Below are 18,050 nucleotides of genomic sequence, written 5' to 3'. Positions count from 1 at the left end.
AAAAGAAGGAATTGCACATCCCTGAGTGATGGCAATTCCTTCTTCTCGTTAAATTCAACTAGTTATGTCCCAGCCTCTTTTTTATTTCGATAAGACGAATGTACTTAACCCTTCAACATGTGCCGTACCTGAAACAGTGCGGATTGTTTTTGTTCCTGCCTGTTTTCCATCGACGAGAAGCTTCCATTTTCCTTTCGGTAGCTTCATGTCAACTGCTGTTCGATTCGCATTGTGAATGACGTACAGGTCATCCTTCTGCTGTGGCGCAGCATCATCTAGTCGATAAGCGATGACTTGTGCCGGTGCTGCTTCAAACGTCACGTAACGACGAATGTCTTTTGCAGTAGCTAAGTGAAGTACCGGGTTCTTCTTACGTAATGCAATCAATCCTGACATATAATCGACGTCCTGCTGACGGTCCATCTTCCGTTTCCAATCGAGTTGGTTGACGGAATCCGGTGATTTATACGAATTATGATCGCCGCCTTTCGTCCGCATGAAATCCTGTCCTGCATGGATGAATGTCGTTCCTTGAGACGTCAGCAAGATACTTGAAGCCAGACGGTGCATCTTTGTCTTCGTAGCGTCACTATCTTGCGGATTCGTCAGATTCAACTTATCCCATAACGTATGATTATCATGTGCTTCGACATAAGTGATCGCTTGATCCGGTTCCTGTGTGAAGCCTTGAATTTCTTTATTATACGCGATCTCACCGACAATACCGCGTTTGATCCGTGTCTCAAGACCTGCTTTGCCATTGATGAATCCAGCATCCGTGTCCTCGAAGACACTGCCTTTAAGGGCATCGCGAAGGTTATCATTAAAATGCGCAATGCCCGGCATTTGCTTCGCGTTCGTTTGATTTGCCTTCTCTGCATCCGGAAGTGGCGTGCCGAGACTCCATCCTTCCCCAAAGACGAGAATCGACGGATCAATTCGTTTTGTCGCCTGTTTGACGGCATTCATCGTCTTGACATCATGGATTCCCATCAAGTCAAAGCGGAAGCCGTCCCAGTGGTATTCTTTCGCCCAGTATGAGACCGAGTCGACGATCAGTTTATGCATCATCTGACGTTCAGAAGCCGTATCGTTCCCGACACCTGTTCCGTTCGCCAAATCGCCGCCTTCTGTATACCGGTAATAGTAACCCGGTACGATTTTGTCGAGATTCGATGCTTTAGCATCAAACATATGATTGTAGACGACATCCATGACGGCACGTAGCCCGTTATCATGTAATCCTTGAATCATCTGCTTCATTTCCGTGATCCGGACTTTTGGATCATACGGGTTCGTCGCATATGACCCTTCTGGTGCATTGTAGTTTTTCGGATCATAACCCCAGTTGTAGGTCTTAAGCGGGTTTGCCTCATCAACCGACGCCGTGTTGAAGTCGTAAACAGGAATGAACTGGACATGCGTGATGCCGAGCTCTTTCAAATGATCAAGACCTGTCTTCGTCTTCGTTTTCTTTCCATCCTTTGTTAAGCGCGTACCCGGCTCGATGACGCCAAGGTACTTCCCTTTTTGTTTGATGCCAGAATCGTAACCTGAATTCGTCACATCAAACATCGATAAATCACGGACATGTGATTCGTAGATGATCGCATCTGTCGCATGACGAAGTGGCATTTTCCCATTCGTCCAGCGCTTCGGATTCGTCTCGCGTAAGTCGACGACGACACCTTGATCGCCATTGACAGCGACTGCTGTCGCATATGGATCGACAGCACGCGTCGATTCTTTAGCGTGTTTGACTTCATACGTGTAACCAACACCATCAAGATCACCCTTGACTGTCACCTGATACACACCACGATCCATCCGTTTCATCTTGATCTCACGCGTGATATCCGCTGTCGTAGCTGCTTGTTGTTTCGGTAAGCGGTATAACTCGAGCTCAACGGCTTGCGCTGTCGGCGCCCAGACCTTGAACGTCGTTTTTGATTTCTGATAGTCGACGCCGAGTTTGCCATCATAGGCATATTTTTGGTCAAATGCTTTCGAACGGAGTACTTTTCCCGCTTCAAGAACGGCTTCTCCAAAAACAGGATGCGTCACCCGGACGACTTTCGCCAAGTCAATATCCGAAGCGACTTCGACTTTCGCCGTTTTGGCATCGATCGCTGATACGACTGGATTCGTCACACCCTCGAACGTGAATGCTTTTAAGTCTTCTGCCGTCATCGGTGTATTTGTTTTTAATGTCATCGTCCGGAAATCATCCGCTAAAAAGCTCGTGATTTTCGGTGTACGATCAATCTCTGGTTTGCTGTAGTACACCGTTTGATCGCCTTCGATCAACCAGATGTCCTTTGCCCCTGCATAATAGAAACGGTCAGCCCCGTCTTTTTCTGACCAGCCCTCCAGATGGGGAATGAGACCTGCAAGACGCGCTTTCGTTGGGTTATCGAGCGTGACTTTCGCAACGGCACCGAAATCATCCTGCTGGTCGAATTCGAACCGTTTGCCATCCTGCTCCTCTGGCCAAGTCCAGACACCATATTTATCATAATCATTGTCATACCGATAGTAATGGACGTTCGTATCAATGTTTTCGACGTCTGCTCCGTTACTCGGATTGACCGTCGAGATGTCCTTGCTCCCCGACTCGATCCAGATTTCAGCAACGCCGTTTTTGATCATATCCTTCGTGATGAACCGATCGTTCTCCGATCCTCCATCCTTATTCCAGTTATCATCTCGCACGATGAAGCCGACTTTTTCCGGCTGATCGACCGGAAATTCATAAGCTGCAACTTTACCGTAAGCATCTTCACCGTTAAAGGCATGCGCTTTATTCGGAAAATAATCCGGCCCATTTGTCCATAACCACAGGTTCCAATCCTTCGTCGCATTTGGGTCTTCCTTATAGTGAATGATGACCAAAGTAGACTTCCCTTTTTCCAGTGCTTGACCGGATAATGGTAGCCCACTACATATTAGTGCAAACGTTAGCGCAACGATACAAACGAATCTCATGCGTTTCATACGGTACCCCTCCCCTTTGTTATGTAATCGTTTTCATTCTGCATCGATTTACACTTCCTGTCAAAGCCTATTTCATGAAGAAGGGAGAAAATAAGCCTTTTGGACCAAACCGTTTGTTACGGTTCATCTCACAAAAAAAGGACGCCCGTCACCGGACCGTCCCCTCGTTGATTTCAAGAAGATGCAAGCATCGCATGGAGCTTTTTCTTCGTCTGTTGCATCGATTCTTCCGATGCAAAGAAATACCAAATACCATCATTTGCAATGTAACCTTCTCCATCAAGTTTTAACGATTTAAGCCGCTTGAAACCTGCCTGATTTTCTTGAGCGAGTTGTGCTGCGACATCGAAACCGATATTTGTCGAAAAATTGTTCTTCATGACACTCGCGATATCTTCCATTTTCGTCAACATGCCTGGTCCTGCGAGTTTTTCTCCGACGGCTTCTAATACCTGCCGTTGACGAATCTGTCGTCCCATATCTCCAAGCGGATCTTGTTTTCGCATACGTGCGTAACCACTTGCTTCTAGACCCGTCAAATGAATCTTGCCCTTCTCGTATTCTTTCTGTAACCGTCGGTCATTCCAACTAAATGCTGAGGGATTATCGACCGTCACGCCATCGACCGCATCAACCAGCTCGATCAAACCATCCATATTGATTTTTGCATAATACGGAATAGCGATATCGAAGGTCTGTTCGACCGTCTCAACGGTTTCTTTGACACCTCCGTACGCATACGTGTGGTTGATTTTCGTTTTTTCGCCTGTTGGTATCGTCACTTGCATATCACGTGGAATAGAAAGTGAAGTCGCTTTCTTCGTTTGGGGATTGAACGAAAGTAACATGATGGCATCTGCCCGTCCTTTGTCATTTTTCCGTTCATCCACACCGATTAATAAAACATTGACTGGTTTCATCGATGCCAAAGGTTGTATGTTTTCTCCATCGAGCGGTGTCAAGATTGAATTTGCTGTCTGTTGGATTTTTAAAAATGCCAGACCGGTCGTGGTACTGACCAGCAAAACGATTACGAGCAGGATTGCACTGATGACACGCCAAACGATGGAAGGTTTTCTTTTATCGATGCGAGATTTCATGCGCTATACTCCTTCACAGTTTGTCTTGATACGTCTTCATCAAACCAGCGATATTTGCATTATGCAAAAAGAGAACCGAATCGACCTGTTTTTGTTTTGCAAATTGGGAGACATCAAAAGATTTCGGTACATACCGAATATCGACGACTTCTAAATTCGCACTTTTCGCAAGAAACGGTAGGACCGGATTTGCGAACGAGTCTTTCAGCACGAGGATTGTCGGGCGATCTTGATTCGCTTCGGATTTCATTGACATGATGCCATGGTTCCCCCGTAAGAAGACCTCATATCGATCAACGTAGTCCCCTTCCTGCTCCACGAACGATTCATCGATGACAGGACGATGGCATGTCCCCTCATAACAGACATCGATTCCTTTAAAGAAGGCCGGTGCGTAATAGTCAAGACGGTCACCCGCTGGTGCATAAGCGAGTGTTGTTTTTCTTGCTAAAGAACCATAATAGTCATGCTGATCTTCCTTGCGTAGATGTCCCGGGGGTAAGGTCGTCGTCAAGTCCATTCCTTTAGTGATCGCTTGGTATGCCTTCGTGGCTCCATCGATATTCCAATGGTGATCGGTCTTGAAATAATCCTTCAGTTGCAAGTCTTCGAGCGAGAGATTCGTCATGCCTGCTGTCTTGAAACCTGTCAACATTCCTTCATAACGCGCGTCCGCATTCGATTCGACGTAAGACGGTATTAACTGATCCCGCTCCGCGATGACGGTTTTTGACGGTGCTAACGCCATATAGACCGGGCGATCGACCTCTTTTACGAATTGTTCGAACGCTTGTGGAATCTTCACGTTTCCTGATGCACTCGGTTCAATCATATAATCGTTTTTTGCCGTGTAAATACCATTACGAAATGGCTGCCGAAACACATCTTTTGATAATAGAGCCTGTATTTCAACGAAAGTTCCGCGCAGTAACAGTTGATCCGTAAAATATGTCTCCAGTTTGAGCATATCCTTCCCTGTTGCCACCCCCTCGACCGTCGGATCAACCGACTGAGCGAGAGTTCGATTTTCGAGTTGCGACCGGACACGGTCCTCCCGCACGATCGTACCGATCCCGATTCCGAGTAGGATGAGAATGAAGCTGATTGTCGTAAGCCACATCATGATTTGTTCGAAGGATGCTTTTTTCTTCGCAATAGAGTGAGTGTTCTTCAACGGTTGTTCCATCAGTAGACCTCCTTACTTAGAACCGGAAATAGATGAACGGATTAAACGTACTAGCGACGAGCGCTGATGTCGCTAGGAACAACAGTAACATCGCATATCCATACTGCATCGTCATGCCAACTTTCCCGAGTGAAACGACAAGCTGTTCACCTAAGCGTTTTGGAATCGGTGTCGCAGCAATACAAGCGACTAGTAGCAAAACACCATTCTGAACGAGTTGATAGCTCGCCCGTTCATCCCATAACATATCAGGGGTAAACATCGCCTGAATATATGTGATGGCTTCTGGAAACGTCTCCGAGCGGAAAAAGACCCAACCGACAAGTACGAGAACGAGTGTCCAGACTGTCGAGATGACCGGCATACGATCCAACCATTTCCCGAGAAATGCTTTTTCAAGCATGATCCAGATTCCGTAATAAGCCCCCATGCGACGAACGTCCAACTTGCACCGTGCCAAAGACCCGTCAACATCCAGACGATTGCAAGATTCCGGTATTGTCGCCATGGCGAAACACGATTTCCCCCTAGCGGAATATAGACATAATCGCGGAACCAAGAGCCGAGCGAGATGTGCCAACGACGCCAAAACTCTGAAACGGACTTTGAGATATAGGGGTAATTGAAGTTCTCGAGAAAATGAAAACCAAACATTAACGCTAGACCGATTGCCATATCACTGTAACCTGAGAAATCAAAATAAATTTGCAGGGCGTAAGCGATAATCCCAATCCAGGCAAGTCCCATCGACAAATCCTTCATGTTAAAGACGGCATCCGCCACTTGTCCGCATCCATTTGCAAGAATCAACTTCTTCGATAGACCGATCGTAAAGCGACGGACCCCCTGTGCAAAATCCGATACCGACTCTTGACGAGATTCGATTTGGCTTGCGATCGTATTGTAGCGAACGATCGGACCTGCGACGAGTTGCGGGAAGAACGCGATATAGAGGGCGAGATCGAACGGATTTTTTTGAACCGCTTCTTTCCCTTTATAGATGTCGATGACATAACTCATCGCATGGAACGTATAGAACGAAATTCCAAGCGGTAGGACGACTTCCGGAACGAACCAGCTTAATCCAAGTGACTCATTGACCGAACGAACGAAAAAGCCGCTGTATTTGAACCACCCTAATAATCCGAGATTCGCGACAATCATACTGAACATGATCCATTTGACGTGTACCCGTTGCCGATAGACATCCACGAACAAGGCAAAGAAATAATTGATCGTGACACTGAATAACATCAGTAAGGCAAATCGTGGTTCTCCGAACGCATAAAAGAATAGGCTGGCTACTAGAAGCCAGCCGTTGCGAAACTTTCGGGGCAACACATAATATACGAGCAATACGGTCGGCAGGAACAAAAATAAAAAGATCGTTGAACTAAATAGCATAGGTTATTTCCTCCTTTGCCCGGACATGCTGAACGACCGTAAGTTCCCGGAGGTACACCCGGAAGTTTCCTTCATTCAGGAACTTCCAGGCAATTTTGAAATAAGCGGCTCCGGGGACACGCTCCAGTTCGAACTGGGCGGTCGTCTCGTCCGTCAACGTCAGGTGCTCCATCTCGGAAACCATTCGTTTTTTCTGTCCATACTGCATCTTGAATACTTGCACGACACATGGTTGCTCGACTTCAAAACGACACGTCACCTGAACGATGTCCCCGGTCATTTCGGCGTCATTGCGGTACAGTTTCGAAGGAGGATGCTGAAATCCTTGATCGAACAATTGAAGATATAACTTATCGTCCGCTGCCGCGTCTTGAAAATCGAAACAGACACCAGGTGTCGCATCTTCAAGCAGAATTTTCTCCTGTGTACCATACGGAAAAAACTGATAGCTCGCTAGCGTCAGCGCTTTATTCATACCGGTACCTCACTCATGATCGCATCAACGATACGCTCGGCTGCTTGCCCATCTCCATATGGATTCGCAGCTTGCGCCATCGATTGGTAGAAGACTTCGTCCGTCAATAATTGATGACTCATCGCATAGATTTTGTCCGGATTCGTCCCAACGAGTTTCAACGTTCCTGCCGCTACACCTTCCGGACGTTCCGTCGTCTCGCGTAAGACGAGAACCGGTACACCAAGCGAAGGTGCCTCCTCTTGAATCCCGCCTGAGTCCGTCAGAATGAAGGAAGCGCGAGCCGCGAGATTATGGAAATCAAAGACATCAAGCGGTTCGATCAATTGAACCCGCGGATGATGCTCTAACCGTGCCGCTGCTTCAAGAACGACTGGATTCGGATGGACCGGATAGACGATTTCGATTTCAGGGTGGTCATCCGCAAGTCGCTCAATCGCGTCAAAGATCGTCGCGAGCTGCAAGTGATTCTCTCGCCGATGAACGGTGAGAAGAACGAGTTTCCGTCCTGATTTTTCAAGCCGTGTCAGGACAGGATGTGTGTAGCTTGCAGAAACGGTCGTCTTGAGTGCATCAATGACTGTATTCCCCGTTACGATGATCGGTGTTTGTTTGTTCTCAGCACGTAAGTTCATTGCTGCCTGATCGGTTGGTGCAAAATGGTAATCCGCCAGCACGCCTGTCAACTGACGGTTCATCTCTTCAGGAAACGGCGCATATTTCTCATACGTCCGAAGTCCCGCTTCCACATGACCGACTGGAATCTGTTGATAAAACGCCGCTAAAGACGCAGCGAATGTCGTCGTCGTATCCCCATGGACAAGGACGAGATCCGGCTGTTCCTTTTCAAGGACGCGGCGCATCGCATTCAGGATACGCGCCGTCATTTCCTCTAACGTTTGACGCGGACGCATCAAATCCAAGTCATGGTCCGGTGTAATCTGGAATAGTTCAAGTACCTGATCCAGCATTTCCCGGTGTTGCGCCGTCACGACGACGATTGGTTCGACGTCCGGGCGGCTTTCAAGTGCTTTAACGACTGGTGCCATCTTGATGGCCTCCGGTCGTGTTCCGAATACGAGCATGACACGTTTCATCTACTTCATCCCCTATCTCATTTCATGACGATCGTTCAATCGTCTCGCCTCTCATCTGCTGCTCGATATCACCGATTCGACCGGTTCGTTTTTTCGATACGTAGTGAGTAGCTTGCTTTTTGGATAACTGCTTGTACCAATATAAATATTTATTGTATTCCGCGAGTGTTTCATGTGTTGGACCGAATAGACGGACTTCACCGTACTCGAGCCACAGAATCTTCGTACAAAAACTTTTGACCTGATTCAAGGAGTGACTGACGAAAAAAATCGTTTTCCCTTGATCTCGGAATTCGCGCATCTTATCGAGACACTTCTCAGTGAACGTTTGATCGCCGACAGATAAGGCTTCATCGATGATCAGGATATCCGGGTTGATATTGATCGAGATGGCAAACCCGAGACGTGCCCGCATCCCGCTCGAATAGGTTTTGACCGGCTGATCGATGAACTCTCCGATATCCGCGAACTCCAGGATTTCCGGTGTGATTTCTTCAATCTGTCGTTTGGTCAGTCCCATCATCAAGCCTTTAAGTTCGATGTTATCGCGACCCGTCAGTTGACTGTTCAACCCGCTCGAGATGGCAATCAAGGCGGATTTCCCGCCTAATGTAACCCGTCCGTATGTCGGCGGTGTGACGTTGGCAAGCAAATGGGACAAGGTCGACTTACCACTCCCATTGATCCCAACGACCCCGACGATTTCTCCTTCTTCAACGGAAAAAGAGACGTTTTTGAGCGCATAAAAGGATTTCCCGCTTACTTTCCCAAACAGGACTTCCTTTAATTTATCGATCGGCCGCTCATAGAGCATGTATCGTTTCGATACGTTCTCAAACACGACGTGACTCATCGTTATTCCTCCTATACGTAATCAATGAAGTAGCGCCGGAATCGGACATGGACGGCTGCGCCGACAAGTAAGATGCCGAGCGTCACACTCCAAAAATAAGCACCATACCAGATGTGATCCGTCAAATAGCCGGTTCCAATCAAGGCGGAACGATATCCTTCGATCAGATAGACGAGTGGATTCAGCATCAAGAGCATCTTAAATAGAGAATGTTCTGGTGGAATCCACATGATCGGCGTTAAATACATCAGCATCCGGATCGCGGATGTCACCATGTTCTGCACGTCGCGAATCATCGTGGCAAGGGCCGATAACAGTAATGAAACCGCATAGAGGAACACGACACCTGCTGGCACGATATAGAGTAACTCAAACGTATGCCAGCCCGGGAAGTAGCCGAAGGCACACCCTAAAATGATCGTTAAGGCAATCATCGCCAGGTGACGATAGAACTGTGCCAAAATGACGTATGCCGGAATCGTACTCAGCGGAAAATGCATCTTTGAGACGAGCGCGACCCGCCCGTAAATCGACCTAGAACCGCTCGGAATCGTACTACCGATAAAGAACCAGGCGATCAGTCCACTAACGAGCCAAAAGACGAACGGAATTCCATCAACCGGGTGTCCACCACGGATTCCAAAACCGAAGACGACCCAGTAGACACCAATCTGTAGCAATGGCGTCATGATTTCCCAAAACCACCCGAGGTACTGCATGCTATACTGACTTTTCGTTTCATAGAGAGACAGCCGAAAGATCAGATACAGATGATCTTTCAGCTCCCCTCCAATCGTTCGTAACGCGTTCATATTGCCTTCGCATCCACTTCCGTCACCTGATGCGTATGCAAGTTGCCGAAGTTCAACACCTTGACGGCATCGAGATCTCCCACTACACCTTTCGTATCAAATAGAAGCGGTGTTCGCATATAGTTCGCGAGACGACGGGAATCGAACTGTTTGAACTCATCATGGTCGACCAAGACGAGTGCTAAATCAGCGCCTTGAATCGCTTCCAGTTCATCGACCAGTTCAAAACGTGTCGAGATCGATCGCTCGACGTGTGGATCACAGACCGCGACATCCAGTCCACGGTCGAGCAACTGTTCGATGACTTCGACAGCCGGGCTCTCACGCATATCGTCGACGTTTCCTTTATATGTCACACCAAAGACGGCGATTTTCGGACGGACGTTGGCACCCACAAGACGTGCTGCTTGTTCAGCGACGAATTGAGGCATCTGGACGTTCGTTTGTCGTGCCGTATGAATGATGCGTGCAAGCGATGGAGCTTTTGCGACGATGAAGTAAGGATCAACCGCAAGACAATGACCACCGACGCCTGGTCCTGGATGATGCAAGTTCACCCGTGGGTGCATGTTTGCCATCTCGATGACATCGAGGACATTGATCTCAAGCTGATGGCAGACTTGCGTCAATTCATTCGCCAGTGCAATGTTGACGTCACGGAACGTATTTTCCATCAATTTCGACATTTCGGCTGTCTTCGCATCCGTGCGAACGATTTCACCTCGAACGAATGTTTCGTAGACGGCTGCGCCTGCCTCTGCACATGCCGGCGTCAATCCACCGACGATCCGGTTGTTATGAACGAGCTCATGTAAGATCTGACCGGGTAGGACACGTTCTGGACAGTGGACGACGTAGATATCCTCACCGATCGTAAAGCCGGCTTCTTCAATCAACGGACGGACATGATCATCCATCGTCCGCGGTGCAATCGTCGACTCGACGATGACGACATTTCCTTTTTCAAGGAACGGTAGCATGTTGTTGACCGCTGAAATGACATATTTCAAATCACATGATTTATACGTATCGTTTAAGTTCGGCGTTGGAACGGCGATTAAGAACACATCGGCTCGTTCTGGTGTGAGTGTCGCGCGGAACTTTCCGTTCGCGACGACTCGTTTGATGACATCCTCGAGTCCTGGTTCTTCGATATGAATCGTTCCTGTATTTAGAAGATTGACGATTTGTGGATCGATATCGACACCGACGACTTCCGTGCCGTGATCCGCGAACATCGCAGAAGAAGGTAATCCAATATATCCTAGTCCGATTGTGCAAAGTTTCATTTTGTCATTCCTCCATCGAGTTAGTCATACTAGCCAACAAACGGTCTGTGGCTTGGCTGTATCTAGACCATAACGACATTTCCTTTGCTTTCCAATGCTTCTAACCATCTCTTAAATCATTCTTCACAGACCTTACATTTCCAGTGTTATCTATCGTTTTTGTAAATCTCATGAAGCTTTCGCGAAGTATTCCTTTCCATCCGGATAAAACAAAACGACCCGTCAAGAATCCTTGTGAATCACACGTGGATTTCCCTTCGAGTCGTTGATGTATTTCCTTATTTCGCTCTCGATTTCATGAATATCGAATCATAGACAGCTAACAGTCGCCCTTTTTCTTGCTCCCAGTTGTATTGTCTCCTTGCTGTGCTTGCCCGCTCCTGCATCTTTTGTCGTAAGAGGTCATCCGTGATGATTTGGTTGACCGCCGCAGCAATACTCTGTGGCGATTCGACATCGACGACCAGTCCGATTTCTTCACTTTCGACGACGCGTCTTATTTCCGGTAAGTCTGCTGCGACGACGGGTGTCAAAGCTGCCATATACTCGAACAGTTTATTCGAGGATGCCGAATAGTGGTTAAAACAGACATTTTGTAAGACCTGAAAGCCGACCGTCGCCGCTGCCGTATAAGTCGGCAACTCCGCTAACGGTACTTTCTCTAAGAAGCGGATTCGTCTTTTTTCAGATGAATGAGACGCCAATCGTAACAACTTTGGTTTTAATTTCCCATCACCGATGAAGACGAGTGTTCCCCGATCGATGTATGGCATTGCTTCAATCAAGCGTTCAAGACCACGCCCTTCCTGAATCCCACCTTGATACAACAGTATCGGTTCATCTGGCGCAAGCTCCAACTCTTCTCGCAACGGTCGCGGTTTTGGAACGTTCGGTTCGTAAAACGGATAGTTGTGTAAAACGGATGGACGTGTTCCATACAACTTTTGGTGATAATCGGCACGGGTCTCGTTTTCAACAATCGTCTGGTCGACGAAGTGAAGCAACCATCGTTCCAGTTTCCCTTGCATGCTCCCATATCCCGTACGATCGGTCTGAACCTCATGTGAGTCATAGACGATCGGTTTACCACGCGCCGCACCAATCGCTTGGGGTAACGTATTGACATCATTCGCATGCATGACATCGTAATCACGCTTCCGGGCAGCACGTGTCATACGGAGAATCCCGAAACTGTTGTACAGGGCGTACCGGATGAACCGGCTTCGCATGAGTAAAAAGAGCACAAGCATCAGGGGAAGGAGCCACGGCATAAGGAATACACCGATTAACCCGACAGCAAGTGTTCGTTTTTTTCGTTTACGAAAGAACGGGAGCCACCTCGCAAAAGGTGGCGTACGGTCGATGCGTATGACACGAAATCCAGGCTTTGGATTCTCTACTTCTGGCAGTGTACCGTCATTGAGGCAATACAAATCCACGCGATGCCCTGCTTCGACGAGGGCCGTGCATTCCCGTAAGACACGGGCGTCATTCGTAAATGGATTCCAAACGAACATACCGATTCGCTTCATTCTGCCACCGCCTTCCGGGACTGGGTTCGTTGAATGGCTTCAAATAGACGCTGTTCGTTTTGTTCCCAATCAAAATGTTGCTGGACGTAAGCGACACCCGCATGCCCCATTTGCGCGCGTTTTTCTGGATTTTTAGATAACTCGAGAATATGTGCAACAATCTCTTCCTTTTTGCGCTGGACGGATACGTAACCGGCACCCGCTTCCTCGATGACATGTGCTGCGTGACCCGATACAGCTCCGACGATGGCACATCCCATTGCCATGTAGTCGATGATTTTGCCCGGTGTCACCGTATCGAATGCTGTACTTTCTACGAGGGTCGCAAAGGCGATGTCGCTCTTCGCAAGTTGTTTTAACGCATCCCAGCGCGGCATCGCATCCAAAAACTCGATATTCGTCAAACCACGTTCCTTGACGAGTCGCTCGAACGTCTGCTTGTGGTAGCCGTATCCAACGACCTGAAAGCAGATGTCCTGTTCCGTTTGTAGCTCTTCCGCTACATCAAGCAACAGGAATACATCCTGTGCGAGTCCGATATTTCCGGTATAGACGACACGTACTTGATCTGACACTTTCCGGCGTTTGATCAACCATTCATTTTCCTCGATCGAGTTCGGAATGTAATGGATTTTTTCCGGTGCAATGCCGCGGCCTTCGATATACGATCGGAAACCTTCGCTATTGATGACTAATTGATCCGCTTGCTTATACATCCATTTTTCGAGCCAGTAGAGCGGCGTCAGCAAAAAGCGTGACTTCGTGATTCCGACACCTATCAGTGATTCCGGCCAGAGATCACGCACATCTAAAACCAAAGGCGCGCGCTTGACATGCTTCGCGACGACACCGACGAGTCCCATGAAGATGGAAGGAGTCGTTGCATAGATGTATGCGTAAGTTTTCGGATCATGCCGCACTTCTTGAACAGCAAGGATGAACTGCTCCATGAAAAGTCGAAGGCGACGCCATAAGTTATTCGTCGCCCGGACATCCCTCGGCTGAATGCGCGTCACACGAGCCGAGTCAAGCGTTGGCTCGTCCCAAAACATCGAGTCCGTATAGAGTTCTGCCGTCGGATAGAGCGGCTCTGATGTCAGAACATGGACGTCACTTCCCGCCTGTTCCATTCGCTTAAAGATATTTTTCATCCGGTTCGCTGCACTTCCGATTTCCGGATAGAAATTCTGACATATCATCAGAACGTTCATCGCCGACTCCGGCGTTGTCTCAGTTGACGTCGGAACTTCCAGTAACGCACGACGATTTTTCCGAGTTTTGACCGCGCGAGTGAGCGGTATTTTGATTTCCATGTTGCATTCGCCTCCAGCAATTCTAGATTTGACGCCAACGATCCTTCCAATCGATCTAACAACAAGGCATATTGCTCTTCTAACACGTTGTGCTGTTCGATCTGTTCTTTAAGCTGTTGTTCACGAAGCAACGCTTCCGCATGGACTTGTTCCCTTTGCTCCGACTGTTCCTCTAGACGTTGAACTTTTCGTTCTAGACTTTGTTGTTTCCGTTTTAAGTCAAGGACAGTCGATACATGTAACCGCTCTACTTCTTCAAAGGCGTTTTCAAGCCAATTCACTTCCTCTGGTCGCATCGATCGTCCAGGTCTTGATTCCTCATCTACTTGAATTGTTATCCCTAACCACTTGTCGATTCGTTCTACCGTCTCGATCTTGCCATAGGGCGTCAGCTGTTCAATCAATCGATTCAAATAGTACGTACGCTTATGGTCAGCGTAATCATTGACGCCAAACGGTACGGTGATGACAAGTCTTCCATTGGGTACGATGAAAGAGACGGCTCGTGCGATGAATCGTTCCGGCTCCCCGATATGCTCAAGGACTTCTGTCATCAAGACCGTATCGAATTGGTGTTCCGGAGAATACGTCATGATATTGGCTTCATACAGTTCTACCTTTTCCGTTACGGAAGCGGGCTCTTCTAGTAGCGCTTGTTTCGCTTCCGAGATTGCTTCAGGCAGTACGTCGATTCCGACGACGTGTTTTCCCTCCCGTCCGAGCAAGATGGGAACGACTCCACCTGAACAACCGATATCTAGAATGCGTTCACCTTTTGCGTGTCGGACGATCCAGTGCACACGCGCACGCACTTTTTTACCGAAACTCCCGCCCAATTGATCGTAATATGCCGCCCGGATTTGATCTTTCGGTCGTGTCGCTTTCATCGATGCCGTCATTTTTGCACCTCCTCAAGTAATAGATGTTGAATTCGATCCGTCTCCTGTTGATCCGCCAGCTCCATGAAGCGACGAATCAGGGGATTCGCGATTGGAATCGGTTCATAGAATCCGATGATCGTTCGTAATAAAGCAACACTTGGAGCAAAGTCCTTATCACTGCAATACCGTAACTTCACGAGATACCAGTGTTCAAAGAAATGTTCGAATCGTGTTTCCTTGTATTCTTCAAGTACACCGTAGCGAGCGAATTTCTCAGCGCGTGCCCGTTCCCGTACAACACTTCGTTCGAAGAATTTCATCGTCAATGCATTGACGGTCGAGCCGGCAACTGCCGCGTAATAGTAATGAATGACACGATTGACGAGCAAAACCCGGTTCGCGCGCAGCATCAATTCTTGGAAAAAGAGAGAATCCTGACCGACCGCTCCGACGACCTGTTCCAACTGATGGTCGATCAGGAAGGCACGGCGGACGATCAGTGCCTGAATGCTCTGAACCGCAAAACGGTGCTTCAATAAAAAGACTTTCGGATCTTCACAAATCATTCGTCCTTGTTTGCGGATCGTCGGCAAAGCTATGATACTCGTTTTGTCAGCAAGCTTTTTCATATGACCGACCGCAAAATCAAGCGTTGCATCGGCTTCTAGTTCGTCCAGCAGAAACGCATACCGATCACTCAGTACCTCGTTGTCCGGATCAAGGAAGGTCACAAATTCGGCACGTGCCATATCGACACCTTTATTTCGAGGTCGTGAAGCACTTCCGCTTCCACCTGTCTCGAAGAAATAGGTGCGGACGTTGGCATGCCGACGCGCAAGACGCTCCACCGCTTGGCGCGTCGTTATATCCGTCGACCCATCATCAACGAGTATGATTTCCGATTCCTTGAAACGATCCATCCGCTTTAGACTCGCAAAACATTTGTAGGTCAGGTGTTTTCCATTATTGTAGATCGGAACGACGACCGATAATTTTGGAGTTGGAATGGAGGGCGTCACCATCTGTTCATTCCATTCAAAGGCATCTATCGTCAACGTCTTTCCATATAGTTCACCAGCTCGGAATACATCATATGGGATGTCCATTCGCCAAATGACTGCCCCGTTACGTGAACCATGCTCTTCCTGCAACTGGTACGAACGTTGCCGTCCTTTTCGAACGATACTTGCGTCGCTGTATTTGAACCCATTGACGAGATCCTCTAAATAATATTCTCCGTAAGATTCTTCTTGATCCATCCAAGCCACAAGATCCGCCTGCTCATAGTCATGTTTCGTCAGCTCACTCACTGAGATAATCGCATCCGGTACACGGCTTTGACGATTGATCGTCTGTCGGATCGCTTCCCCGTCCTGATCGACCACAACAAGCAACCGGTGTTTCCGCCTAGCCGGTACCTGTCCGACCAATGCCAAAATTTGATCCATCCGTTCGAAAACCGTATGGTGGGTCATCACGGCACGAAGCCCTTCTGCCCGTAACCGTTCGATGTCCTCTTGTGAAGTCCGCTCAAGGATGGCCTGAGCTTCTTTCGCATCATGTACGGTAAAGATATTCGGAAACTCGTTATTGACCGCAATACTGTAGTTCGACAAAATCAGATTGCCAAGTGCTTGGGATTCATAGACGCGACGGGCACACATCGTCTTACTGTATTTAATACTGTTTAGATTCAAGACCCAGTCATAACACTTACTGACTTGTTGCAGCGCATCATATGGAATCGCCGGAGCGACACGCGATTGATAACGTTCCGGGAATTGATAGGCAGGTAAATCCAAATGATAATTCCGGTCTACGATATCGAGTTCGTGTGAGGACTGCATCACGCCGTCAAACAACATTTCCGTATCTTTGACCCGTTCTGGATATTTTGCCATCCAACTTCCGGCGAACAACACACCTTTTTCCCGACTCCGTGTTGCACCGATCGGGTTATGGATCAACGGATTGACACCGAACGGCATCGCCATGATGCGATCATGTCCGCACAATACCCGGTACTCTGGAATCATCGCTTCATCTGACGTCAACACATAATCGGCGGCTTGGGCCACATCTTGAAAACGTTCATGATTACTCGGATCTTCAGTAGATTGAAAGACGACCGGTATTCCTTTAGCCTGGACTTCTTGCATCATCGCGAGTAACCGCTGTCGCTTTTTCGAATTTGGTGTGGCGACACCTTTCCAATCATCCCCCCGTAGTCCCTTCCAAGAAGAGACGACTAAAAAAAGATCGATCGGACGTTCGAACACTTCGTCGAACGTATCGATGTTGACATAATGCAGATCGACCGCATCCTCATAATAGGCGTACATGAATTCAGAGCAGACGATTGCCATCTGGATCGATCGCTTTTCATAGAATCGTGTCGCTGATCTTACCGGAACGTTCGATACATCCAATTGATCAAGTAATGAACTTTGACTTTGTTGTTGGTATCGTGTGGTTTGATTTTTGGCGGACCGAATCGTCGGAACACGCAAGACATCTAGTTTCCGAAGGCGTTCGAGTGCTACCGGACTTGTTGCAGGTTCTGTTTTCAGTCGCTTTTTCTCTTCGCGGACCCAGCTTAACTGCTGCATGATCTGTCGTTTCCATTTTTGATCGCTCACTTGTAACATCCTTCCTCTTTTCAACTCCTTTTTAGTCTACGGAAGCAGTTCAAAGGCAAGTTGAAGGACTTGCAAGGTTTTTGTAAAGACTTGATGAAGCTTTTCGGGACTTTCCTTACATTCCATTTCAGTCAACCTGTATTTCCTAGGCAATCCTCCCGTTTCGGTTTTTTATTTGTGTAAGTGTATTTCTGCTGCCTTCTGTCCTCCTTTGTTTCGGAATTCAAAAATCGGGAAAATTACTACGTATCGATGAAAAGGAGATGACTGAACATGCTAAACGAAAAAAAACTCGACTTACCAGATGAAAAAGCGGACGTCGGATTGCATCCAGATCCTGAGCCTGCCGAAGAATCAAATCCCGGAATCAAACCAGCTGAGACACAGCATCCGGATCCTGATCCGGAGGAACTCGATCGTGACCGGAAAGAAAAATGATCTTAATGGATGAGCATATAAAAAGAGGTTGCGGAAA

At 47.9% G+C, this 18,050-nt stretch carries 12 protein-coding genes and 2 pseudogenes; 1 reads left to right on the top strand and 13 read right to left on the bottom strand.

Annotated elements, in window-relative coordinates; translation table 11 throughout:
- Positions 1–81: 81 nt before the first annotated feature.
- The 13 genes and pseudogenes from pulA to ACRPK8_RS14710 all read right to left on the bottom strand — a co-directional run bounded on the left by pulA (position 82) and on the right by ACRPK8_RS14710 (position 17,584).
- The gene (gene pulA, locus ACRPK8_RS14770; protein WP_432238833.1) at positions 82–2,994 is read right to left on the bottom strand and encodes a type I pullulanase; all 2,913 of its coding nucleotides are present in this window, start codon (positions 2,992–2,994) and stop codon (positions 82–84) included.
- Between the two features lie 173 nt (positions 2,995–3,167).
- Positions 3,168–4,094 (bottom strand): LCP family protein, encoded by a 927-nt coding sequence (locus ACRPK8_RS14765; RefSeq protein WP_432238832.1) that lies wholly within the window; start codon positions 4,092–4,094, stop codon positions 3,168–3,170.
- Between the two features lie 13 nt (positions 4,095–4,107).
- Positions 4,108–5,280 carry a DHHW family protein gene (locus tag ACRPK8_RS14760; protein ID WP_432238831.1) on the bottom strand — a complete coding sequence of 391 codons (1,173 nt, stop codon included), beginning with the start codon at positions 5,278–5,280 and terminating at the stop codon, positions 4,108–4,110.
- Between the two features lie 16 nt (positions 5,281–5,296).
- Positions 5,297–6,684: pseudogene (locus ACRPK8_RS14755) on the bottom strand (MBOAT family O-acyltransferase).
- A complete protein-coding gene (locus ACRPK8_RS14750; protein WP_432238830.1) occupies positions 6,674–7,159 on the bottom strand; it encodes a hypothetical protein in 486 nt (161 codons plus the stop codon). The pseudogene ACRPK8_RS14755 and the gene ACRPK8_RS14750 overlap by 11 nt, the downstream one beginning before the upstream one ends.
- On the bottom strand, positions 7,156–8,256 hold the full coding sequence (gene wecB / locus ACRPK8_RS14745; protein WP_432238829.1) for a non-hydrolyzing UDP-N-acetylglucosamine 2-epimerase: 1,101 nt from the start codon (positions 8,254–8,256) through the stop codon (positions 7,156–7,158). Before wecB ends, ACRPK8_RS14750 begins: the two co-directional genes overlap by 4 nt.
- 112 nt (positions 8,257–8,368) lie before the next feature.
- Positions 8,369–9,109, bottom strand: a pseudogene (gene tagH, locus ACRPK8_RS14740) (teichoic acids export ABC transporter ATP-binding subunit TagH); the annotation flags it as partial.
- Between the two features lie 11 nt (positions 9,110–9,120).
- On the bottom strand, positions 9,121–9,921 hold the full coding sequence (locus ACRPK8_RS14735; RefSeq protein WP_432238828.1) for an ABC transporter permease: 801 nt from the start codon (positions 9,919–9,921) through the stop codon (positions 9,121–9,123).
- Entirely contained in the window at positions 9,918–11,210 is a 1,293-nt protein-coding gene (locus tag ACRPK8_RS14730; RefSeq protein ID WP_432238827.1) for a nucleotide sugar dehydrogenase, read from the bottom strand. The genes ACRPK8_RS14735 and ACRPK8_RS14730 overlap by 4 nt, the downstream gene beginning before the upstream one ends.
- Before the next feature lie 278 nt (positions 11,211–11,488).
- A complete protein-coding gene (locus tag ACRPK8_RS14725) occupies positions 11,489–12,742 on the bottom strand; it encodes a glycosyltransferase (protein WP_432238826.1) in 1,254 nt (417 codons plus the stop codon).
- The gene (locus ACRPK8_RS14720) at positions 12,739–14,055 is read right to left on the bottom strand and encodes a glycosyltransferase family 4 protein (protein WP_432238825.1); all 1,317 of its coding nucleotides are present in this window, start codon (positions 14,053–14,055) and stop codon (positions 12,739–12,741) included. Before ACRPK8_RS14720 ends, ACRPK8_RS14725 begins: the two co-directional genes overlap by 4 nt.
- Positions 13,950–14,954 carry a methyltransferase domain-containing protein gene (locus tag ACRPK8_RS14715; RefSeq protein WP_432238824.1) on the bottom strand — a complete coding sequence of 335 codons (1,005 nt, stop codon included), beginning with the start codon at positions 14,952–14,954 and terminating at the stop codon, positions 13,950–13,952. Before ACRPK8_RS14715 ends, ACRPK8_RS14720 begins: the two co-directional genes overlap by 106 nt.
- The gene (locus ACRPK8_RS14710) at positions 14,951–17,584 is read right to left on the bottom strand and encodes a glycosyltransferase (RefSeq protein WP_432238823.1); all 2,634 of its coding nucleotides are present in this window, start codon (positions 17,582–17,584) and stop codon (positions 14,951–14,953) included. Before ACRPK8_RS14710 ends, ACRPK8_RS14715 begins: the two co-directional genes overlap by 4 nt.
- 264 nt (positions 17,585–17,848) lie before the next feature.
- Here ACRPK8_RS14710 and ACRPK8_RS14705 point away from each other — a divergent pair, with 264 nt between their 5' ends.
- Positions 17,849–18,013 carry a hypothetical protein gene (locus tag ACRPK8_RS14705; RefSeq protein ID WP_432238822.1) on the top strand — a complete coding sequence of 55 codons (165 nt, stop codon included), beginning with the start codon at positions 17,849–17,851 and terminating at the stop codon, positions 18,011–18,013.
- Positions 18,014–18,050 lie beyond the last annotated feature (37 nt).

Source organism: Exiguobacterium sp. TDN 0502, from assembly GCF_050846835.1.
In the GTDB taxonomy this organism is placed as follows: Bacteria; Bacillota; Bacilli; order Exiguobacteriales; family Exiguobacteriaceae; genus Exiguobacterium_A.
This window is presented reverse-complemented; position numbering and strand designations above follow the sequence as displayed.